Raw genomic sequence first — 21,870 nt, 5'->3', positions numbered from 1 at the left:
CCGGCTACGCCACCTGGGTCTTCGGTGCCAGCTTCTCGCTCGACTTCCCGAAGAACACCTCGTACCAGCACAGGAAGCAGTAGATGTTCCAGATGCGCATCATCTTGAGCTTGCCGCGGCCCTCCACCGTGGAGAAGTCAGCGCTCTTGTGGTCGTCGAGCATCTGCACGAGGTAGTCCACGTTGAAGAACTCGTGCGCGGCCTCGCTCGTGAACGCCTCCTTGATGCGGTCGTAGTACAAATCGGTCTGCAGCCACACGGTGAGAGGCGTGATGAACGGCTGCTTGGGCATGTTCGCCACCTTCTTCTGGAAGCCGAGCTTGCTCGCGGCCACACGCAGCGCGTACTTCGCGTGGTTATCGTCCACGCGGCACGCGGTGGGCAGCTGCAGCGCCACGTCGAGCACCTTCTTGTCGAGGAACGGCACGCGCAGCTCGAGCGACTGCGACATGGACATCTTGTCGGCCTTCAGGCAGATGTCGAAGGGCATGTAGCTCACCATGTCCACGTACTGCGTCTGCGTGATGATGTCGATGTCCTGCTTCGCCGCCTCGTCGAAGTGCGGCTTGCACCACTCCCACGGCTTGCACGGGCCCGCGTAGTCGCGCAGCACGTTCGGGATCTCGTCCCACATGTAGTTCATGGACGCGCGCTGGTAGCTCTTCTCCGGCCCGCCCGAGCCGCGCATGGCGAAGCGGCGGCCGTGGAACGGCGGCAGCTTCTCGGCGATTGCGCCCGCGGCGGCGCGCAGGGGGCGCGGCACGCGGAAGTATTTGCCGAACTCGAACTGGTCGTGGTAGATCCAGTACCCGCCGAAGAGCTCGTCGGCGCCCTCGCCCGACTGCACCACCTTCACCTGCTCGCGCGCGAGGCGGCTCACGAAGAAGAGCGGGATAGCGGAGGGCGCGCCCAGCGGCTCGTCCATGTGGTACTGCTCGGTGGGCACGATGTCGAGGAACTCCTGCGCGTCCACCTTCACCTGCCAGTTCGGCAGGTTCGCCCACTTCGCGAACTCCTCGGCGTCCTCGAGCTCGTTCAACTTGATCTCGAAGTCGGACTGCGCGGCGATCTCGGCCAGCTTGTCCTCGCAGCCGATGTCGTAGCCCACCGAGAACGTCTTGATGTCCGGCGCGTGCTGGCCCATGCAGTACGCGGCGAGCGAGCTGTCGATGCCGCCGGACAGGAAGCTGCCGATCTCCACGTCGGCGATCTCGTGCGCCGCCACCGACTCGTCGAACGCCTTCACGATGACGTCGGCCCACTCGTCGAGCGACTTCGAGTCGTCGATCTTGTACGTGATCTTGTAGAAGCACTCGGTGCGCAGCTGGCCGCCCTCGAACACCATGAAGTGGCCGGGCAGCAGCTTGTGCACGTCTTTGAACATGGTCTGCGAATCGTTCATGTACTCGAAGCACAGGTACTGCGGCAGCTGCTCGCGGTTGAGCTCCTTCTTGAACGCCGGGTGCGCGAGGAAGGCCTTGATCTCGCTGCCGTAGATGAGGCGCGCGCCGTCGTGCTGGTAGTAGAACGGCTTGATGCCGAAGATGTCGCGGGCGCACACGAGGCGCTTGGCCTCGGCGTCCCAGATGGCGATGGCGAACATGCCGCGCAGGCGCTCGAACACGCCCGTGCCCCACGCCTCGTAGCCGTGGACGATGGTCTCCGTGTCGCCGTTCGTGACGAACTCGTAGCCCAGCGCCTCGAGCTCGGCGCGCAGCTCCTGGAAGTTGTAGATCTCGCCGTTGAACGTGACCGTGACGGAGCCGCTCGCGTTCTGCATGGGCTGATGCGAGCCCTCGAGGTCGATGATGCTCAGGCGACGGAAACCCATCGCGATGCCGTCGTCCACGAAGAAGCCCTCGTCGTCGGGTCCGCGATGGGCGATGCGATCGGCCATGTCCTTGACGATGGCCCGGTTGGCCTCCCGGTCGTAGTCGACCGCGGTGAATCCCACGAATCCGCACATATGCTGAAGCTCCTGTTCCGCACGCCGCCCCCGCGGCCTGAAAATACCTTGGCTATGATACGCCACCGCCAGGAATTCCCCAAGAACGGCGATGGAAACCCCATCAGTCCTGCGGAAAGAGCAGGTCCTCGTAATTTTGCAGCGTGGAGTAGCGAATCATCTGCGCATAGCGGGGATGGCCGCTCCTCCGAGCGCGCTTGTACGCCTTAATATAAGAAAGGAATCCTTGATGAATGCGCCGTTCCTGACCGCGTATGGCCTCGAACTCCTTTGGCCTGATATGGGGCGTTCGCTCACGGTCGATGTACTTGGCGTCGGATATCACCACGGCTTTCGAGTAATCGATGCCGCATCCGTTTTCCTTGTCCGTCCAAAACGCGTGGGCATGCTTGATGTGGGAACGAAACGGAAGACCCCATACGGTGCCCTCGATCTTCACGAGCAAGACCATGTACGGTCGATCGGCCTTGTGCTCGATCTCCTTGTAATCGGGCTTCGCATGGTCTTCGTAGAATTCTTCCGTTAAAAACACCAGCTCTCGCTTCAAAGCGCCCCTCCCCCTAGATGCGAGATGCCTCCCGAAGGAGGCATCTTCTCAGCGGGCTTTCTTTTGTTTGCGTTGGTCGCGCCCTACGACCAAGATCAACTCGGCGGGCTTTCTTTTGTTTGCGTTGGTCGCGCCCTACGACCAAGATCAACTCGGCGGGCTTTCTTTTGTTTGCGTTGGTCGCGCCCTACGACCAAAATCTCCTTCATAGTATACGACGGAAAAGCGGGGATGACAAGAGCAGCGCCGGCGGCCAGAACGACGTCAACACGTAGACCGCGCAACCGGAGAAGGCCTTGCCGAGCCGGATCTGCCCCCATGGGCCTTACGCGTTCTTTTTTAACGCGCATTTTGAATTATTTTGCTATTTTGACATGGATTTTGGCATCGATGTCAAAATCCATGTCAAAAAACGTGCGAATCGACGGAATGCCGGCGGGCGCGGATGGCGAAGAAATCGTGCAGCGACCTGCACGAGCGATCCGATGTGGGATAATGCAGCGCAGACCGCACACGAAGGAGATTCACCTAACATGACCGCATCAACCCCCCGCATCGCCTCCGCCGCCGACGTGGCGCGCCGCTTGCAGCCCGTCGTGGTGGGCGGCGACATCCTCGCCTACAGCTATGTGCGCGAGCTGCACCGCGCGTACGGCATCGAGCGCACCATCGTGCTAGCCGCGCACGACATCAAGATGCTCTCGACCAGCCGCTTCACCGACTACCGCCTGGAGCCGAACGTCCACGACCCGGAAGGCCTCTACACGGCGCTCGAGCGCGTGGCCGCCGAGGTGCGCGCGGCCGACCCGGAGCGCATGTTGCTGGTGCTCGGCTGCGACGACTGCCACGCGCGCATGCTCTCGTCGGGCAAGCTGCGCCTCGAGGCCGCCGGCTACACGGTGCCCTACATCGACTTCGATCTGCTCGACGACATCACACAGAAGCGCCGCTTCTATGAGCTCTGCGAGGAACTGTCCATCCCCTACCCGCTCACCTGGTACTTCTCGTGCGGCCCGGACGGCCCCGACGAGCTGCCGGTGCACGACTTCCCCTACCCGCTCATCGCGAAGCCGTCGAACTCGGCGCAGTTCCAGGAAGCCACCATCGAGGGCTGGCGCAAGATCTACGAGATCGACTCGCCCGAGGAGCTGGCCCAAGTATGGCGCAGCATCCGCACGTCGGACTACGACAACGAGCTGGTGCTGCAGGACTTCATCCCCGGCGGCGACGACGCCATCCGCACGCTCACCACGTTCTCGGACGCGACCGGCGAGATGCGCGTCGTGTCCGGCGGCGTCGTGTGCCTGCAGGACCACGACCCCACCGCGCTGGGGAACCCGCTCTGTATCATGGGCGAGCGCGAGCAGGCCATCATCGACGGCGCACGGAAGTTCCTGGCACGCACGGGCTACCGCGGCTTCGCGAACTTCGACATCAAGCACGACGAGCGCGACGGGAGCTTCCGCTTCTTCGAGGTGAACACGCGCTGCGGCCGCAACACCTACTACATGAGCCTCGGCGGCCAGAACTTCGTCGAGCTCATCGTGCGCGAGTTCATCCTCGGCGAGGCCATCGAGCCGCACGAGGCATACACCCCGTTCGTCTACTCCTGCGTGCCGCGCTACGTGCTCGACCGCTCCATGGAGAACCGCGCGCGCCTGCAGCAGGCCCTCGACGTGCTGCGCCGCACGCCCGAGCCCTACCCTCTGCACTACGCGCCCGACTCGTTCCTGCACAACTTCTGGGCGAGCGTCATGCACGTGAACCAGATCCCCAAGTTCAAGCGCTTCTACTGGGACACCGACGGCAAGCAGCTGAAGTAGCGGATGTCCCAAATGGGGACTGTCCCCATTTGGGACATTAAGGGATGAGAGGCAGAATGAAACGCTCGGGACTGATCGCGATGGTCGTGCTCACCGCGCTCCCGCTCTTTATGGCAGGGCTCGCGGTGGCGTTCGTGCTGCCCGACGTTATCCCGCTGCACGCGGGCCCCGGCGGAATCGACCGCGTGGGCTCGAAATACGGCGCGTTCGACCTAACCTTCGCGCTCGTCGCGGTCGGCTCGTTGCTCACGGTCCTCTACGCCTTCATGGACAAGCTGGCCGCAAAATATGACACCGACGCCCAGAGCGGCCGCGTCCTCTTGCTGTTCGCCGCCGCCCTCATGAACGTCTGGCAGCTCGTCTTCCTCCTTTGGATGTCCCAGGGCGTCAAGTGAGAATGTCATAAAAGGGGACTGTCCCCTTTTATGACAAAACGGGGCGGCGGTAGCCTTCCTCGCAGGTGAGCACGACGGGGCCGTCCTCGGTGATGGCCACCGTCTTCTCGAAGTGGGCCGAGGGCTTGCCGTCGCGGGTGCACACGAGCCAGCCGTCGGGCATCTGGCGCGTCTTGTGCGTCCCCAGGTTGATCATAGGCTCGATAGCCAGCACCATGCCGGGCTCGAGCCGCACGCCCGTGTGCTTGCGGCCGAAGTTGGGGACGTTGGGATCCTCGTGCATGTCGCGGCCGATGCCATGGCCCACGTACTCGCGCACCACGCCGAAGCCCGCCGCCTCGGCGATCGATTGCACCGCGTGCCCGATGTCACCCAGCCGGTTGCCGGGCCGCGCCGCGTCCACGCCCGCCCACATGCACTGCTCGGTCACCTCGAGCAGGCGACGCTTTTCGGGCGAGATCTTCCCCACCGCGTACGTCCAGGCGTTGTCGCCCACCCAGCCGTCCACGATGGCCCCCGTGTCGATGGAGATGATGTCGCCGTCGTGCAGCACCACGCCGCGCGAGGGGATGCCGTGCACGATCTGCTCGTTCACCGACGCGCAGATGGAGCCGGGGAAGCCGCCGTAGCCCTTGAACGCGGGAATGCCGCCTTCCGCCCTGATGAGCGCCTCAGCCAGCTCGTCGAGCTCCAGCGTGGTCACGCCCGGCCGCACGTGCGCGCCTACCTCGCGCAGCACCATCGCCGACACGCGACCCGCTTCCTTCATGGCCTCTACCTCGGCCTTCGACTTCTTGATGATCATGCCCGCGTCCCGCTTTCGCCTCAGCCTGTTTCGCCGCCGACCAGTATAGCACCCCCTCGCTCGGGAAACGGCTGGCCCACGCCTCGAAAACGGATAATGCCGGCTCGCGGCGCCGCCGAGCGCGCGCCCCTACCATGGACGGCAGCGCGCGTCGCGGCCAGACGAGGAAAACGGCCGGGCGCGCACCTTAGTCAGCAAGAGAATTGGAGGCTCTATGAACCCGTTTGAGCAGAAGCCGAAGAAGTCCCTCATGGACATGGTCCCCACCTGGAAGGACCTGGCCGTCAAGCCCTACGACAAGCTGGAGGCCGACCCCTACACGAAGGCCCGCATCATCCTCATGAACGGCATCGAGGTGGAGGCCGCCATGTTCGGCCACAACTTCAACCGCCATTGCGAGAACAACGACCTGCGCCGCGACCTGGCGCTGTGCCGTCGCATGGAGCAGGAGCAGCAGAAGCGCATCAACTGGCTGAGCCCCAGCAACGAGAGCACGCTGGAGCTCACCATCGGCTACGAGCAGCTGGCCGTCGACCTCACGGCGTGGCTGGCCATGCACGAGCCCGACGAGTACGCCAAGGCGTGCATGGACTTCGCGCTGCTGGAGGACTTCGACCACCTGTACCGCTACGCCGACCAGCTGAAGTTCGACGAGGACATCCCCGCACACAAGCTGGTGCGCGACACCATCGAGATCACGCCGGGCCGCCCCACCATCGCGCATCATCGCCATCCGGCCGACTCCGTGCGCATGGCCCGCAACTCCAAGACCGGCGACATCCGCACGACGCTCGGCGCGCTCATCCTCACCGCCGGCGAGCAGCAGACCATGAACTTCTACATGAACCTGGGCAACACGGTGCCCGAGGGCCCCGGCCGCGACCTCTACCAGGAGATCGGCATGGTTGAGGAGCAGCACGTGACGCACTACGGCTCGCTCATCGACCCGTCCATGAGCTGGCTTGAGATGATGCTGTGGCACGAGTACCAGGAATGCTACCTGTACTACTCGTTCATGGAGACCGAGGTGGACGCCTACGTGAAGAAGATCTGGGAGATGCACTTCGAGCAGGAGCTCATGCACCTGCACATGGCGTGCGACCTGCTCAAGAAGTACGAGGGCACCGAGTGGCAGCAGATCATCCCGGGCGGCGAGTTCCCCGAGCTTCTGGACTTCCACCCCACGAAGGACTACGTGCGCCAGGTGCTGGCCGAGCAGGTCACGCTCACCGCGCAGGACGAACAGTTCGTGGACATCGACGACGTGCCGAGCGACTTCCGCTTCTTCACCTGGAACGACGCGGTGAACGGCCGCACGCAGGACGTGCCGAGCCACCTGGCCGTGAAGCAGCTCATCGACCGCGACGGCGAGGACTACCGCTCCGAGGACGCCGAAAGCCCCATCCCGGAGCTGCGCGACCGCAAGGAAGACGACACGAAGCTCGCCCGCGTGCAGGGCTACGGCAAGCAAGCCCACGAGGTCGAGAAGCAAGCCAAGGAAGAGCGCGAAGCCGTGATGGCGTAAGCGCACCAAACAATCAGCACGCAAGAAAGAGGCCCCGGCACTGCCGGGGCCTCTTTCTTCGTCATCCTGAGCGGAGCGCCGCAAGGCGCGGAGTCGAAGGATCCCGTGCGGCGCCAGCCGGAAGCGCCACAGCTATCGCCGCACGGGATCCTTCGACTCGCTGCGCTCGCTCAGGATGACAGAGGCTCCTCTTCCCCGCCCCCACCGCCGGGCGGTTTCAGGCGGCCGGCGTCTTTGAGGGCGCGGCGCAGGATGAACTCCACCTGGGCGTTCACGCTGCGCAGGTCGTCGGCGGCCCACTTCTCAACGGCCTCCCAGATGGCGGGGTCCACGCGGAGCGGATATTGCTTGCGCTTCGCCATGGCCTACTGGTAGAGCGTTCCCGTGTTGAGGACGGGCTGGGCGTCGGACTCGCCGCACAGCACCACCATGAGGTTCGACACCATGGCAGCCTTGCGCTCGTCGTCGAGGTCGACCACCTGCTTGGCCGAGAGCTCCGCAAGCGCCATCTCCACCATGCCGACCGCGCCCTGCACGATCTTCTCGCGCGCGGCGATCACGGCGTCGGCCTGCTGGCGACGCAGCATCGCCTGGGCGATCTCGGGCGCGTAGGCCAGGTGTGTGAGGCGCGCGTCGTCGATGACCACGCCGGCCTTCTCCAGGCGCAGGGCCAGCTCCTCCTTGAGGGCCGCCGACACCTCCTCGATGTTGCTGCGCAGCGTGATCTCGCCCTCGGGCTCGCCGGGCATCTGGTCGTAGGCGTAGGTGGTGGCCACGTGACGCAGCGCGGTCTCGCTCTGCGTGTGCACGTAGGAGTTGTAGTCGTCCACGTCGAACAGGGCTTTCGCCGTGTTCTCGACGCGCCACACGATGACGTCGGCGATCTCGATGGGGTTGCCGCACTTGTCGTTCACCTTCAGATGCTCGCCGTTGTACGTGCGGGCGCGCAGCGACAGCTTCGTTGACAGCGCCGCCGCCTTGCCGTCGACCATCGTGTAGCCCGACTTCTTCGAGTAGAACGGGTTCGCCCAGTGGAAGCCCTCGTCGCGCACGGTGCCCTTGTAGTCGCCGAATAGGATGAGCACGCGCGCCTGGTTCGGCTGGATGGTGAAGAAGCCCATGAGCAGCAGCAGGGGCCCCACGCACACGCCTACGATGCCCACCACCAGCAGAACCACGCCCAGCGCGTGGATCGGCGTGGTCAGCGGCACGCCGTCGGGCGGCAGCATGAGGGCGCCGACAACGATGGCTGCGACGAGCACGGCGCTCAGCACCAGGGTGAGCGCAAGCATGGGCCAGCCGCTCCTCACATGGATGGCCTTCTCGACGGACGTTCCGTCGCTGGCGCGGGCGACCTTCTCCACGGACATGATGGTTCCTTTCTCTCGCTGATACCGATATGATATCACATTGAGATCGCAAAAGGAAGAGACTGGGAGGAACAGGGCCCCTCTCCTGTCATCTGAGCGGAGCGCACGCTCCGCTCAGGATGACAACCGCATCGATGTTTCACGTGAAACATTTGTACGCACCCCGGGCAAAAAGAAAGGAGCCCCGAAAGGCTCCCTTCTTCGATGCGTTCAGCTGAAAGGCTACTCGGCGGTCGGCTCCGTGTAGTTGCGGGTCACGCCGGAGTCCACCTTCACGCCGGGGCCCATCGTCGAGGACACGGTGACGGACTTCACGTAACGGCCCTTAGCGGCAGACGGCTTCATGCGCAGGATCTCGTCGTAGACGGCGCCGTAGTTCTCGGCCAGCTGCTCGGCGGTGAAGCTCACCTTGCCGAGGATGACGTGCGCGATGCCGTAGCGGTCGGCGCGGTACTCCACGCGGCCGCCCTTGAGCTCGTTGATGGCCTTCGCCACGTCGTTGGTGACGGTGCCGAGCTTGGGGTTCGGCATGAGGCCGCGGGGGCCGAGGATCTTGCCGAGGCGGCCTACCTTGCCCATCTGGTCGGGCGTGGCCACAGCGGCGTCGAAGTTGAACTCGCCGGCCTGGATCTGCTGCACGAGCTCGTCGGTGCCCACGATGTCGGCCCCGGCCTCCTCGGCGGCGCGGGCGGCCTCACCCTCGGCGAACACGGCCACGCGCACGGTCTTGCCCGAGCCGTTCGGCAGGCTCACGGTGCCGCGGAGCTGCTGGTCGGCCTGGCGGGTGTCGATGCCCAGACGGAAGTCGACGCTCACCGTCTCGTCGAACTTGGCGAACGACGCGTCCTTCACCAGCGCGAACGCCTCATAGGGGGCGTAGATACCCTCGCCCACCTTCTCGACGGCGGCACGGAAGTTCTTGGTCTGCTTCATGATGCTTCCTTTCGTGGTTCGTAGCGGGCGCTCGCGCGCCCTTCCACTCGTATTCTCAGGGCCGAAGCCCTCTTGCAACCTGTAAGGTTAGTCCTCGAGCGTCTTGCCCTGGAGCATGGCGGCGAGCTTCTTGGAGGGCGTGTACTTCTTCTTCAGCTCGCGGCCCTCGATGCGCACGCCCATCGAGCGGGCCGTGCCGGCGATGATCTCCATGGCGGCCTCGATCGTGTTGGCGTTGAGGTCCGGCATCTTGATCTCGGCGATCTCGCGGAGCTGGTCCTCCGAGAGCGTGCCGACCGGCTGCAGCTGCGGGATGCCCGAGCCGCTGTTGATGCCGAGCTTCTCCTTGATGAGGATGGCCGCGGGCGGGGTCTTGCACACGAAGGTGAACGACTTGTCCTCGTACACCGTGATCTCGACCGGGATGATGGTGCCGGACTGGTCCTGCGTCTGGGCGTTGAACGCCTGGCAGAACTGCATGATGTTGACGCCCTGGGCGCCGAGCGCGGGGCCGACCGGAGGAGCCGGGTTCGCGGCGCCGGCCGGGATCTGCAGCTTGATAAAGCCGGTTTGCTTCTTTTCAGCCATGTGAGTTGTTTCCTTTCAGCACTATGTATCTCTCAAACCGACACGCTTTCGTGAGAAGCCCCGGTCCACGCGGGCACGCCAGCAGTCGATGCGTTTACTTCGTTAAATCTTGGCCACCTGGTCGAACGAAAGCTCGACGGGGGTCTCGCGGCCGAAGATGGACACCATGACCTTCACCTTATTGGCCTCGGGCGACACCTCGGACACCACGCCGTCGAACTCGGCGAGCGGGCCGGACACCACCTTGACCGACTGGCCCACCACGATGCTCGACGTGATGACGTCGGCACGCGGGCCGCCGGGCTTCTTCTTGTCGACCTTCATCATCTTGTTGTACTCCTCGCGCGTGAGCGGCGCGGGGTTGCCGTCGGCGCCCACGAACCCGGTCACGCCGGGGGTGTTGCGCACGGCGGCCCAGCTGCGGTCGTCCAGCTCCATGCGGACGAGCACGTAGCCCGGGAACACCTTCTTCTCGCTCTCGACGCGGCGGCCGCCCTCTTTGATCTCGGTGACCATCTCCGTCGGGATCTCGATGCCGAAGACGTTGTTCTCGAGGCCCATCGTCTCGATACGCGTCTCGAGGTTCTTCTTGACCTTGTTCTCGTATCCTGAATACGTATGCAGGACGTACCATTTCTTAGACATGCCTTACGCCCCCAAACCGGAAATCGCGACCAGCAACGGCGTGATGACGACGTTGTCGAGCAGGGCCACGTACACGCCGAAGAACAGCAGCGCCACGACCACGACCACGCTCCAGCGCAGCACGTCCTGCTTCGTCGGCCACGTCACGCGCTTCATCTCGAGGCGCACGTCCTTGAGGAAGCCGAAACGGCGCTTCTTGGGCTTCTTCTCGGGGGCCTTCTCGACCTTCTTCTCAGGTGCCTTCTGGATCTTCGCCTGCTTGCCGTCGCCGGCGGACGCCTCGGTCTTCTCGGTCTTCTTGAAGAGCCTCTTCTTGGGCGCTTCGGTCGCAGTGGCCTCGGCGGCGTTCTTCTTCGCCTCGGCGGCGGCGATCTCCTCCTGGCGCGCCTGCTCTTTGCGGGCGGCGCGCGCGGCAGAGGCCTTCGCTCGCTGGGTCTTTGATTTCTTCGCCATCTGATTCCTTAACCGGGATTTCCGTATCCGTCTAAACGCCAAACAAGCAGCCTGATTCCAAGCTGCTCATCCAAGCAACCTGAATGCAAGCTGCTCTGCTATCGAGCTGGCAGGCCAGGAGGGACTCGAACCCCCAACATGCGGTTTTGGAGACCGCCGCTCTACCAATTGGAGCTACTGGCCTATGCTCGTTCAAACCTCTGACGCGCTATCGGGTCTCTTTGTGCACCGTGTGGCACTGGCACCACTTGCAGTACTTCTTCAACTCGATACGGTCGGGATTGTTCTGCTTGTTCTTCTTGGTCGTGTAATTGCGGCGCTTGCACTCCGTGCACGCCAAGGTGACCAACGTACGCATGAATTCTCCTTTATGCCTTATCTGAAACGAGCTTGGATCTCATACACATGAATTTTCATGAACGGGGCCCGCAACGCGCGGGCCCCGTCAGAATGCCGCTGGGTGCTACTTGAAGATCTTCGTCACGCGACCCGAGCCGAGCGTGCGGCCGCCCTCGCGGATAGCGAACTTCAGGCCCTCTTCCATGGCGATCGGGTGGATGAGCTCGCCCTTGATCGTCACGTTGTCGCCGGGCATGACCATCTCGGTGCCCTCGGGGAGGTGCGCCACGCCGGTCACGTCGGTGGTGCGGAAGTAGAACTGCGGACGGTAGCCGTCGAAGAACGGCGTGTGGCGGCCGCCCTCCTCCTTCGTCAGGATGTAGACCTGGCCCTCGAACTCGGTGTGCGGGGTCACGCTACCGGGCTTGCAGAGAACCTGGCCGCGGACGATCTCCTCGCGCTTGATGCCGCGGAGCAGGCAGCCGATGTTGTCGCCGGCCTGGGCCTCGTCGAGCAGCTTGCGGAACATCTCGATGCCGGTGCAGACCGTGTTGGAGGTCTCCTTGATGCCGATGATCTCCAGCGGGTCGTTCACATGCAGCGTGCCGCGCTCGACACGGCCGGTGGCGACGGTGCCGCGGCCGGTGATGGTCATCGTGTCCTCGACAGCCATGAGGAACGGCTTGTCGACGTCGCGCTCCGGCGTGGGGATGTAGGAATCCACCGCGTCCATGAGCTCCCAGACCTTCTCCTGCCACTCCTTGTCGCCCTCGAGGGCCTTCAGAGCGGAGCCGCGGATGATCGGGGTGTCGTCGCCCGGGAACTCGTAGGAGTCGAGCAGCTCGCGGACTTCCATCTCGACGAGCTCGATGAGCTCCTCGTCGTCGACCATGTCGCACTTGTTGAGGAAGACCACGATGTAGGGCACGCCCACCTGGCGGGCGAGCAGGATGTGCTCGCGGGTCTGGGCCATGGGGCCGTCGGTGGCGGCGATGACCAGGATGGCGCCGTCCATCTGCGCCGCGCCGGTGATCATGTTCTTGACGTAGTCGGCGTGGCCGGGGCAGTCAACGTGGGCGTAGTGGCGCTGATCCGTCTCGTACTCGATGTGAGCGATGGAGATCGTGATGCCGCGCTCGCGCTCCTCGGGGGCCTTGTCGATGTTCTCGAAAGCCGTGAAGTTAGCGCTCGCGGTGCCGTGGCTGCCGTCGTTCTCGGACAGCGTCTTCGAGATAGCGGCCGTCAGCGTCGTCTTGCCATGGTCGACGTGACCGATGGTGCCGATGTTAACATGCGGCTTGGAACGCTCGAACTTCTCCTTAGCCATGTGTCATCCTCCTTATTAAAGGGTTCGCTTACGCGAAAAGAAAACAAAATAACGACGCGTCCGACAAAGCGGACGCGGAATAGTACAATGGTAGCGGTGACTGGATTTGAACCAGTGACGCCACGGGTATGAACCGTGTGCTCTGACCAACTGAGCTACACCGCCAGGTAAACTGGAGCCTGCGATCGGACTTGAACCGACGACCTCTTCCTTACCAAGGAAGTGCTCTACCGACTGAGCTACACAGGCGAAAATGGTGGGCGCGCTAGGATTCGAACCTAGGTAGGCATAGCCAACGGGTTTACAGCCCGTCCCCTTTAGCCACTCGGGCACACGCCCCTGTTTCGCTGCTCAATTCATGTGTATTTATCAAGCTGCCTGCCGCGCTCCCGGGTGGCCCCGAACGCGCGAGCAGGAGAATAATACGCTAGGAGCCTACCGCTGTCAACCGCTTACACGCCCCCGGGTGTGTCTTCACTACTTCTCCTTTTCTCGACCCTGACGCCCATCGATGGCGTCTTTGAGCGGTCGGTAGGCGGCCACGAGGTCGGCCGTGCGCATGCGCGCGTTGGCGGGGCTCGTGGAGGGCAGCTGCACGTGCGGGATGCCCGGCAGCATGCCCGCGCAGAGGCGCCGGTAGAGCGCGCCGGCCTTCGCCCCGGTGGTGAACACGGCCTCGAGGGGCGCCGTGCGCGCGATGCGGGCGAGGTCGTTGGGCACGGGGCGCGCGATGCTCGCATCCGACGCGCCGGCGATGTCGCAGGAGGCGAGCACGTCCCAGAGCGCGATGCCGTGAGCGAGCGCGAACGCGGCGCGCGCTTCGGAGCCCTCGGGCTCGGGCTCGCCGAAGAGCGCGGCAAGCACGCGCCAGAAGCGGTTTTGCGGGTGGCTGTAGTAGAACCCCGCCGCGCGAGAGGCCGGCGAGGGCATGGTGCCCAGGACGAGCACGCGCGAGCGCTCGTCGAACACGGGCTCTATCTCGTGGCGCACGCGCGCGGGCTCCATGGCCGGGCCCCCTCCCCTACGCGCGGCTCGGCAGCGACGGGCCGAGCTCACCGTCGAGCCGAACGTGGATACGCATGGCCTTCTCCTTCCGCCGCAGAGTGGAGTGGCCCTATCGTAGGGCAAGGGCTCTGCCCTTGCCGCCGACCGGGATCGCCCCGCAGGTCGCATGATAGAAGAGGAGGGCCGAAGCCCTCCCCTGCAACGCGATCGAAACGTTAGAACTGGAGCGCGTTCGTGAACTGAGCCCACGACAGCGGATCGGTGTCGCGCACGTAGGCGTCGAAGGTGGGGGCGTGCACGTAGTGCGTGCCGCCGTAGTTGCAGGCGATGCCCACATGGCCGTAGCGCCAGAGCACGTCGCCGGGACGCGCCTCGGACACCGACACGACGCGGGAGGCCGCGGCGTACTGCGACTCGCTCTGGTGCGGAAGCTCGATGCCCACCTGGCGGTAGGCCCAGGTGACGAGGCCGGAGCAGTCGAAGGCGTCCGGGCCCTCGGCGGCCCACACGTACGGGCAGCCGATGCGGCTCATGGCGTAGCCCACGACCGAGTCGTAGGAGCCGACGGAGCCACCGCCACCGCCGCCGCTCGGATAGACCGGCGAAGGGCTGGGGCTGGGCGTGTACGAACTGCTAGGCGTGCTCTGCTGCGCCGCGGCTGCGGCTGCCTCGGCGGCTGCGGCTGCCTCGGCCTCGGCCTGCGCCTTGGCGGCGGCAGCGGCGGCGGCCGCGGCCTGCTCCTGCGCGAGGAGCTCCTGCGCCTCGGCGTCGAGCGAGCTCACCAGCTCGGTGGCGTTGGCCACCTTGGCCTGCACCTCGTCCTGGATGGCCTTGGCCTCGGCGGCCTTGTCCGCGGCGATCTGCTCCTGGCGCTGGAACTCGTCCTTGGCGGCCTGCAGATCCTCGCGCAGGGTCTTCGTCTCGTCGACCATCGCGGAATCCTGGGCGTTCATCTTGTTGAGCAGGTCCCAGTTCTGCGTGAACTCGGAGAAGGAGGACGCTCCCAGGACGAAGTCGAGGAAGGTGGACGACCCGGAGCGGTACATGCTGCGGGCGCGCGTGGAGAGCTGCTCCTGATGCGCGGCGATCTTCTCGTTAGCGTCGTCGATCTTGGCCTGCTCGGCCTCCATGGCCGCCTTCGCGGCGTCCTGCTCTTCGATAGCTTTGTAGTAGTTGTCGGCAGCGGCCTCGAGGTCGGCCTGCAAGCCGACGAGCTGGTTGCGAACGGCGTCCGCCTCGGCCTGCTTCTCGGCAGCGGTTTCCGCGAACGCCGCGGAAGGAGCCACCAGGGAAGCGACGCCGAGCAGAGCGGCCCCGCCAAGAAACGCCCGCCTATCGAGTGCGATTGAATGCTCGCTCATGCGAAATCCTCCTAGATTGAGCACGTAGTACGTATGGGCAAAAGCTGGGGAGAATGATAGCACGTTTGCGCGCGTGCTCAAAAACGGTTGTGAACGCATTTCATAAGCCCAGTTCAAAACGGCCGGCCGGGATCCGCTTCCGTGCCGAAGGCGTTTCTCGGCCGTCGCGCGTCCGCCAATATAGCCCGCCATCAGGCACGATGTCGAAAAGAGCGAACCCCCAAGGTGTTGGGGGCACCCTCTCTAGATGTTGTGGGCGGCCTGCCGAAGCGCCCCGTCGCCCGCCGCGCCAAAAGCGGGTCCACGCGACGAAAACGGTATCGACGCTCGATTCGCCAAACCTTATACTGATCGGGAACGGACGGACGGATCGCACGTCGACGGAAGGAAGAGACGATGCCCACGTACGCGGAGATGGGACGCGAGGAGCTCGCCGGGCTCAAAGCGCGGCTGGAGGCGGAGCACGCGAGGATCAAGGCGCGGGGGCTCGCGCTCAACATGGCGCGCGGCAAGCCCGGCGCCGACCAGCTGGATCTGAGCGTGCCCATGCTCGGCCTGCTGGCCACCGCCGAGGACTGCCGCGCCGAAGACGGCACCGACTGCCGCAACTACGGCGTGCTCGACGGCCTGCCCGAGGCGAAGCGCCTCATGGCAGCCATGGTGGAGGAGGATCCGGACAACGTCGTCGTGGGCGGCAACTCCAGCCTCACGCTCATGTACGACGCCGTGGCGCGCTGCTGGAGCTTCGGAGTGCTGGGCTCCGCGCCGTGGTGCCGGCTCGAGACGGTGAAGTGGCTCTGCCCCGCCCCGGGCTACGACCGCCACTTCGGCATCACCGAGGCGTTCGGCATCGAGATGATCCCCGTGGCGATGACCGCCGACGGGCCCGACATGGACGAGGTGGAGCGCCTCGTGGCGGGCGATGCCTCCGTGAAGGGCATCTGGTGCGTGCCGAAATACTCGAACCCCGGCGGCGCCACGTACTCCGACGATGCGGTGCGCCGCCTGGCCGCCATGGAGTGCGCGGCCGAGGACTTCCGCATCTTCTGGGACAACGCCTACTGCGTGCACCACCTCTACGACGACGCGGCCGAGCAGGACCGGCTCATGGACATCGGCGCGGCGTGCCGCGAGGCGGGCAACCCCGACCGCTACTTCAAGTTCGCCTCCACGTCGAAGGTGACGCTGCCGGGCGCGGGCATCTCGGCCATCGCGGCGAGCCCCGGCAACATCGCCGAGATCAAGGCGCGCATGGGCGCGGGCACCATCGGCTACGACAAGCTCAACCAGCTGCGCCACGTGAGATTCCTGCGCGACGCCGAGGGGCTGGCCGCGCACATGGCCCGGCACGCCGCCATCCTGCGCCCGAAGTTCGACCTGGTGGACGCCAAGCTGGAGGAGGGCCTGGCCGAGGTGGGCGGCTGCTCGTGGAGCCGGCCGCGCGGGGGCTACTTCGTGTCGTTCGACGCTCCGCAAGGCTGCGCCAAGCGCGCCGTGGCGCTCGCGAAGGAGGCCGGCGTGACGATGACCGGCGCCGGCGCCACCTTCCCCTACAAGCGGGACCCGCGCGACAGCAACATCCGCATCGCGCCCACGCTGCCCCCGCTCGAGGAGCTGGCGGAGGCCATGGACGTGTTCACGACATGCGTGAAGCTGGCCTACGTGGAGAAGCTGCTGGGCTAACGGCAGAAAGCTCGCAGGTTGCCTCCGGGACGCGCGCGGCGTTCCGGGGCCTTTTTAGATGACGCAGGATGACGCAGGACGGGGATAACGTCACCATAGTTCGGTCAGAACGGGGAGGCGTAGAGGCGCATGCCGTCGGGGAGGCGGACGAAGCCTTCGCTTGCGAGCGCGGCGGCGAAGGGGGTGTCGAGGACCGGACGGCCGTTGAAGTCCTCTACCACGATCTTCTTGCGGGCGCCTTCGGCCCCTTCGCGTTTGACGGCGCACCTCACGTGCTCGGCGAGGGCGTGGACCGCCTCGGCCAGCACGGCCTCGTCATCCGTGAACGCGAGCATGGAGCGCAGGTTCGCCGTCGCGTAGAGCACGGGCTCTCCCCCGCGCACGACGACGAGAGCGCCCGGCCGGCGCGTCGGACGCGGGGCGTCCTCGGCGGAGGCGCCGGCGAGGGGCGGCCAGGGGATTCCGGCGCCGAAGAGGCTCGCAGGGTCGTCGGCGGCCAGCACGACGCAGCCGGCGGGATCGTCATCAGCGGCGTAGGCGCGCAGCGCGTCCACCGTCTCGCGCGCAGCGAACTGCGCCGGGCCGAGGCCCTCCACGAACATGCCGCGCAGCACCTCGCCCGCGTCCTCCATCTGCCGTAGCACGTCCATGAGCGTGCCGAGGCCTCCGGGCACCCCCGAGAGCACGGCCGCGTCGCGCGTGAGCACGCCGTAGCGGTCGAGCAGCGACTCGACGAGCGCGACGGCGCGCACCGTGTCGTTCGCGGGCGCGGGGGCGATGAGCGACCAGCGGCCCGCTTGAACGGCCTGCACGGCGGCCTGGGCCGACGAGGCCCCCGCTCCTGCCAGCGCCTGCGAGTAGTCGCCGCGCATGCGGGCGCGCCGGCTGCTCACGCGCCGCTTCGCCGGCGCAGGGACGCGGCTGGCAGCGGCGGCGCGCACCGGGGCGAACGTGTCGTTGGTGGCGCGGCCGCTCCATGCGAGCTCCTTGAGCGCCGGGGCCACGAGGCCCTCGTCCACCGGCTCGGGCGCGCGGCGGCGGCGCACGGCATCGACGATCTGGCGGAAGAAGAGCCCACCGCCGTGCCCGAGCGCCTCGATGACGGCCCTCTCGACCGAGGGGGAGCCGTCGTCCGGCTCGGGTACGACAGGCTGCACCGGCGCGAGCGGCGAGTCGGTGGGATAGAACGCGACGAGGCGCCCTTCCCCGCCCTCGTCGGCGCGGCGCTCGCCCGCCCACACGACCTCGCCCGAAGCCAGCAGCTCGTCGAGGAAGGCCGGCCTATAGTCGCGCACGCGGGCGGGCAGCACGGAGGATTCCCAGAGCGCGGCCGGCAGGGCCACGCCCTCGAACTGGGAGAGCACCTGCGCCGTGCCATCGACGCCCTCGAGGCGGCGCGCGCCGTCCGCGCCGACGCCCTGCACGTCGAAGAGGTAGCGCACGTAAGCGGCGCGGGGCACCGGGCGCACGGCCTGTCGCGCCTTCGCGAGCGAGCGGGCCCGCAGACGCTTGAGCACCTCGTCCGCCGCCCACTCGCGGCCGTCGCCGAAGCGGGCGCGGACGATGCGGCCCTCGGCGGCCAGGCGCTCGAGGCCGTCGCGGGCGACGGCGGGGCCGATGCCGAGATGGGAGGCGGCGTCCTCGGCGGCGAAGGGGCCGTGGGTGCGGGCGAAGCGGAGAAGGTCGTCGAGGGGGTGGGAGGTCGGGGGATCGCCCGCTGGCGGCGCGGGGGCTCCTTCGACTCGCTTCGCTCGTTCAGGATGACAAAGGGGAGCTTGTGCGCTCCGCTCAGGATGACAAAGAGCGAGGGCCCAGTCGGGCACGTTGGCGCCGAGCGCGTCGGCGATGCGGCGCGCGTCGTCGGCCGCCGCCCAGCGCAGGGTTGCGCCCAGCGTCACCGGGAACGCGCGGTGGGCGCGCTCGAGCTCCTCGAGCAGGGCGCGCGCCTCCCCGTTCCGCAGACGCGCCGCCACCTCCTCTTCGGACAGAGGGCCGAGCGCGCGCAGGAGGTCGGCCGCGCCCTCCACGCCGCGTGCGCGGCGCTCGGGAGCGAGGCGCTGCAGCTCCTCTTCCACGGTGCGCACCACGTCCGCATCCAAAAGCTCGCCCATATCCGGCGAACCCAGAAGCTCGCCCAAAAGCCCCGGGTCGAGCGAGAGCAGCGAAGCGCGGCGTTCGGCATGGGGCAGGTCGCCGTCGTAGAGGTGCTCGCCCACGTAGCCGAACAGAAGCGGCGCGGCGAACGGCGAGGGCGTGCTCGTCTGAGCCTCCGCAAGCCGCACGGTGCCGGCCCGCAGGCCTTCCATGACCTCGCGCAGGGCCGGAAGGTCGTAGACATCCTGCAGGCACTCGCGCGCGCACTCCGCGAGCAGCGGGAAGTCGCCCTCGCGCCGCGCCGCCTCCAAGAGCTGCCCGGCGCGCAGCCGCTGCTGCCACAGGGGCGCGCGCTTGCCCGGGGTCGTCGGCGACATGAGCAGCGCGCGGGCGGCGCACTCGCGGAAGCGCGCGGCGAAGAGCGCCGTCGTGCCCACCCCGCCGCGCACGATGCGCTCCAGCTCGTCGGGGTCGAACGCGAACAGCTCCGCCCCCGGCAGGCGCGCCTCGGTCATGGGGATGCGCACAAGGATGCCGTCGTCGCCGGCCATCGCCTGCGGGTCGAAACCGCGCGTGCGCGCGAGGCGCTCGGCCACGGCCATGGCCCACGGCTCGTGCACCCTCCGGCCGTAGGGCGAGTGGAGGATGACGCGCCAGTCGCCCTGCTCGTCCTCGCAGCGCTCCACCAGAAGCGTACGCTCGTCGGGCACGACGCCGGTAACCGCGCGCTGGGCGCGCACGAGCTCCACGAGGTTGCGCCGCGCGTTCTCGTCCAGGCCGTCGGCGGCGAGGCGCTCCTCGAGCGCGGGATCGACGGCGGCTCCATCCTCCTCGCCGCCCCCGATGCCGGCGGCCACCGCGCGCACGAATGCGCCGCGCGCCTTGCCGGCTTCCGCAGGCCGTCCCACGCCCTCGCCGTGCCAGAACGGCAGGCGGGCCGAGCGCCCCGGCGCGGGGTCGACCACCACGCGGTCGCGCGTGATCTCGCGGATGCGCCAGGTGCTCGTGCCGAGCGCGATGATGTCGCCCACGCGCGACTCGTACACCATCTCCTCGTCCAGCTCGCCCACGCGCCGGCGGCCCTTCGCGGCCTCGCCCTCGGGCAGCACGACCGAGAACATGCCGCGGTCGGGGATGGTGCCCGCCGCCGTCACGGCCTGGCGCTGCGAGCCGGGGCGCGGGATGAGCATTCCGCGCTCGCGGTCCCACACGATGCGCGGCGAGAAGTCGGCCAGGTCGGCCGAGGCGTAGGCGCCGGCCAGCATGCCGAGCACGGCGTCGAACGCGCTGCGCGGCAGGTTCGCGAAGGGGGCGGCGCGGCGCACGACGGCGTACCAGTCGTCTGCGGCGAGCTCGTCCATGACCACGGCGGCCACCGTCTGCTGCGACAGAACATCGAGCGGGTTCTCCACCATGCGCGTGCGCTCGATGGCGCCGGCCGCCATGCCCTCGGCCGCCACCGCTGCGTCCACCACCTCGGTGCGCGTGCGGGGGAAGATGACGCCGGCGGGCCGCCCTCCCACGCGGTGGTTCGCGCGGCCGACGCGCTGCAGGCCGCTCGCCACCGAGGGCGGCGGCGCCACCTGCAGCACGAGGTCGATCGAGCCCATGTCGATGCCCAGCTCGAGAGACGACGTGGCCACGACGCACGGCAGTTCGCCGGCCTTGAGCTCGCGCTCCACCTGCGCTCGGCGCTCCTTCGACACCGAGCCGTGGTGCGCCTTCGCGATGATCTCGGGCGCGGCCTGCACAAGCTCGCCCGTGCCGCCCATGTCCGAGCGCATGCCCACGGGCGCGCCGCCGTCGTCGGGCGAGGGCGGCAACAGGCCGCGCCGCTTCGCGTAGAGCTCGTTCAGGCGGGCGGTGAGCTTCTCACAGAGGCCGCGCGAGTTCACGAACACGATGGTCGTACGGTGCGCGAGCACCTCGTCGAGCAGGGCGGACTCCACATAGGGCCAGATGGAGGACGAGCCCATGCGGCTGTCGGGCGAGCCGCCCTTGGGCGTGCGGCCGTCCATGGCGCGGCGCAGGGCGCGGTCGGATTTCCACGCCTCCTCCACGGGAGCGCGGCGCGGGCCGCCTCCTCCCCCGCCGCGGCGGCCGCCCCTCGCTCCGTCGGGCTCGAAGCCCCCGAACGCGGGCACCGCCGTCATGTCCTGCACGGGCACGGCCACGCGCACGTCGAGGTTCGGCGCGCCCTCGGCCGCCACCACGCGCACGGGGTGCGGCCCGCCCAAAAAGCGCGCCACCTCCTCGGCCGGGCGCACCGTGGCCGAGAGCCCGACTCGCTGGGCCGGGCGCTCCAGCAGCTCGTCCAAGCGCTCCAGGCTGAGCGCGAGGTGCGCGCCGCGCTTCGTTCCCGCGAGCGCGTGCACCTCGTCCACGATGACCGTCTCCACGCGGCGCAGCGTTTCGCGCGCCTTCGACGTGAGCATGAGGTAGAGCGACTCGGGCGTGGTGATGAGGATGTCAGGCGGGTTGCGCACGAGGGCGCGGCGCGCATCGGGCGTGGTGTCGCCGGTGCGCATGCCGGTGCGCACCTCGGGCATGCCCTCGCCGGAGGCGGCCAGGCGCGCGGCGATGCCCGCAAGCGGCGCCTGCAGGTTGCGCTCGACGTCGGCCCCGAGCGCCTTGAGCGGCGACACGTACAGCACGCGCGCACCCTTCGCCGGCTTAGCGACGAGCGCGGCGGCCTTCTCGCGCATGAGCGCATCGAGGGCGAACAGGAAGGCCGCGAGCGTCTTGCCGGAGCCCGTCGGCGCGATGACCAGCGCGTTCTCCCCCTCGGCGATGGCCTCCCACGCGCGTTCCTGCACGGGCGTGGGCCCCTCGAACGCGTCGAGGAACCAGCCGCGCACCGCGTCGGAGAACCGGCCGAGGGCGCCGAGGGGCGTGATGTCGTTGGCTTCGTCCATGCTTGGCGCTTTCCTTTCTCGATCGAGCGCACCGTGACCATGGTAGCGCATTCGACTATACTAGGCGGGCAGCTCCTCAACCGTAAGGACGAACAC

General features: G+C 67.2%; 18 protein-coding genes and 4 tRNA genes. 4 read left to right on the top strand and 18 right to left on the bottom strand.

From position 1 onward, the window contains the following. Nucleotides 1-4: 4 nt before the first annotated feature. The gene (gene asnB / locus FX134_RS14190; protein ID WP_080803395.1) at nt 5-1,966 is read right to left on the bottom strand and encodes an asparagine synthase (glutamine-hydrolyzing); all 1,962 of its coding nucleotides are present in this window, start codon (nt 1,964-1,966) and stop codon (nt 5-7) included. 103 nt (nt 1,967-2,069) lie between these two features. Then, entirely contained in the window at nt 2,070-2,513 is a 444-nt protein-coding gene (gene tenpIN / locus FX134_RS14185) for a type III toxin-antitoxin system TenpIN family toxin (RefSeq protein WP_080803393.1), read from the bottom strand. 533 nt (nt 2,514-3,046) lie between these two features. Between tenpIN and FX134_RS14180 the strand changes: the two genes are divergently transcribed. Continuing rightward, nucleotides 3,047-4,336 carry a carboxylate--amine ligase gene (locus FX134_RS14180; protein ID WP_080803390.1) on the top strand — a complete coding sequence of 430 codons (1,290 nt, stop codon included), beginning with the start codon at nt 3,047-3,049 and terminating at the stop codon, nt 4,334-4,336. A gap of 56 nt (nt 4,337-4,392) precedes the next feature. After that, a complete protein-coding gene (locus tag FX134_RS14175; RefSeq protein WP_080803387.1) occupies nt 4,393-4,731 on the top strand; it encodes an SdpI family protein in 339 nt (112 codons plus the stop codon). A gap of 28 nt (nt 4,732-4,759) precedes the next feature. Here FX134_RS14175 and map read toward each other — a convergent pair whose 3' ends face one another. Further along, nucleotides 4,760-5,536 (bottom strand): type I methionyl aminopeptidase, encoded by a 777-nt coding sequence (gene map, locus FX134_RS14170; protein ID WP_080803382.1) that lies wholly within the window; start codon nt 5,534-5,536, stop codon nt 4,760-4,762. 214 nt (nt 5,537-5,750) lie between these two features. Here map and FX134_RS14165 point away from each other — a divergent pair, with 214 nt between their 5' ends. After that, nucleotides 5,751-7,061 (top strand): hypothetical protein, encoded by a 1,311-nt coding sequence (locus FX134_RS14165; protein WP_080803378.1) that lies wholly within the window; start codon nt 5,751-5,753, stop codon nt 7,059-7,061. 170 nt (nt 7,062-7,231) lie between these two features. On the opposite strand, the gene FX134_RS14160 is transcribed toward FX134_RS14165, so the two are convergent. The 14 genes from FX134_RS14160 to FX134_RS14095 form a co-directional block, all read right to left on the bottom strand. Continuing rightward, nucleotides 7,232-7,423 carry a hypothetical protein gene (locus tag FX134_RS14160; RefSeq protein ID WP_080803375.1) on the bottom strand — a complete coding sequence of 64 codons (192 nt, stop codon included), beginning with the start codon at nt 7,421-7,423 and terminating at the stop codon, nt 7,232-7,234. Between the two features lie 3 nt (nt 7,424-7,426). Further along, the gene (locus tag FX134_RS14155) at nt 7,427-8,431 is read right to left on the bottom strand and encodes an SPFH domain-containing protein (RefSeq protein ID WP_197735985.1); all 1,005 of its coding nucleotides are present in this window, start codon (nt 8,429-8,431) and stop codon (nt 7,427-7,429) included. Between the two features lie 222 nt (nt 8,432-8,653). Next, the gene (rplA, locus tag FX134_RS14150; RefSeq protein WP_172623505.1) at nt 8,654-9,364 is read right to left on the bottom strand and encodes a 50S ribosomal protein L1; all 711 of its coding nucleotides are present in this window, start codon (nt 9,362-9,364) and stop codon (nt 8,654-8,656) included. A gap of 87 nt (nt 9,365-9,451) precedes the next feature. Continuing rightward, nucleotides 9,452-9,952 carry a 50S ribosomal protein L11 gene (gene rplK, locus FX134_RS14145; protein ID WP_080803373.1) on the bottom strand — a complete coding sequence of 167 codons (501 nt, stop codon included), beginning with the start codon at nt 9,950-9,952 and terminating at the stop codon, nt 9,452-9,454. Between the two features lie 102 nt (nt 9,953-10,054). Further along, nucleotides 10,055-10,597, bottom strand: a complete 543-nt coding sequence (gene nusG, locus FX134_RS14140; protein ID WP_080803371.1) for a transcription termination/antitermination protein NusG — start codon at nt 10,595-10,597, stop codon at nt 10,055-10,057. A 3-nt stretch (nt 10,598-10,600) separates the two neighbouring features. After that, nucleotides 10,601-11,050: a preprotein translocase subunit SecE gene (secE, locus tag FX134_RS14135; protein WP_080803367.1), complete on the bottom strand. Its 450-nt coding sequence runs from the start codon at nt 11,048-11,050 to the stop codon at nt 10,601-10,603. A 107-nt stretch (nt 11,051-11,157) separates the two neighbouring features. Then, a tRNA-Trp gene (locus FX134_RS14130) sits at nt 11,158-11,234 on the bottom strand. 24 nt (nt 11,235-11,258) lie between these two features. Then, nucleotides 11,259-11,408, bottom strand: a complete 150-nt coding sequence (gene rpmG / locus FX134_RS14125; protein WP_080803366.1) for a 50S ribosomal protein L33 — start codon at nt 11,406-11,408, stop codon at nt 11,259-11,261. A gap of 105 nt (nt 11,409-11,513) precedes the next feature. Further along, nucleotides 11,514-12,716, bottom strand: coding sequence for an elongation factor Tu (gene tuf, locus FX134_RS14120; protein ID WP_080803363.1), 1,203 nt, complete (start codon nt 12,714-12,716; stop codon nt 11,514-11,516). An 88-nt stretch (nt 12,717-12,804) separates the two neighbouring features. Then, a tRNA-Met gene (locus tag FX134_RS14115) sits at nt 12,805-12,881 on the bottom strand. 8 nt (nt 12,882-12,889) lie between these two features. Beyond that, nucleotides 12,890-12,965 (bottom strand) — tRNA-Thr (locus FX134_RS14110). Nucleotides 12,966-12,970: 5 nt separating this feature from the next. Continuing rightward, nucleotides 12,971-13,055, bottom strand: a tRNA-Tyr gene (locus FX134_RS14105). Nucleotides 13,056-13,193: 138 nt separating this feature from the next. Continuing rightward, the gene (locus FX134_RS14100) at nt 13,194-13,721 is read right to left on the bottom strand and encodes a DNA-deoxyinosine glycosylase (RefSeq protein WP_080803360.1); all 528 of its coding nucleotides are present in this window, start codon (nt 13,719-13,721) and stop codon (nt 13,194-13,196) included. A 215-nt stretch (nt 13,722-13,936) separates the two neighbouring features. Then, nucleotides 13,937-15,082 (bottom strand): C40 family peptidase, encoded by a 1,146-nt coding sequence (locus FX134_RS14095; protein WP_080803357.1) that lies wholly within the window; start codon nt 15,080-15,082, stop codon nt 13,937-13,939. 396 nt (nt 15,083-15,478) lie between these two features. Between FX134_RS14095 and FX134_RS14090 the strand changes: the two genes are divergently transcribed. Then, entirely contained in the window at nt 15,479-16,765 is a 1,287-nt protein-coding gene (locus tag FX134_RS14090; protein ID WP_080803354.1) for an aminotransferase class I/II-fold pyridoxal phosphate-dependent enzyme, read from the top strand. Between the two features lie 104 nt (nt 16,766-16,869). On the opposite strand, the gene FX134_RS14085 is transcribed toward FX134_RS14090, so the two are convergent. After that, a complete protein-coding gene (locus FX134_RS14085) occupies nt 16,870-21,774 on the bottom strand; it encodes a DEAD/DEAH box helicase (RefSeq protein ID WP_080803351.1) in 4,905 nt (1,634 codons plus the stop codon). Nucleotides 21,775-21,870 lie beyond the last annotated feature (96 nt).

The sequence above is a fragment of the Arabiibacter massiliensis genome (assembly GCF_902386925.1).
Lineage (GTDB): Bacteria > Actinomycetota > Coriobacteriia > Coriobacteriales > Eggerthellaceae > Arabiibacter > Arabiibacter massiliensis.
The sequence above is the reverse complement of the archived record's forward strand: the minus strand, read 5'-3'. Positions and strand labels throughout refer to the sequence as shown.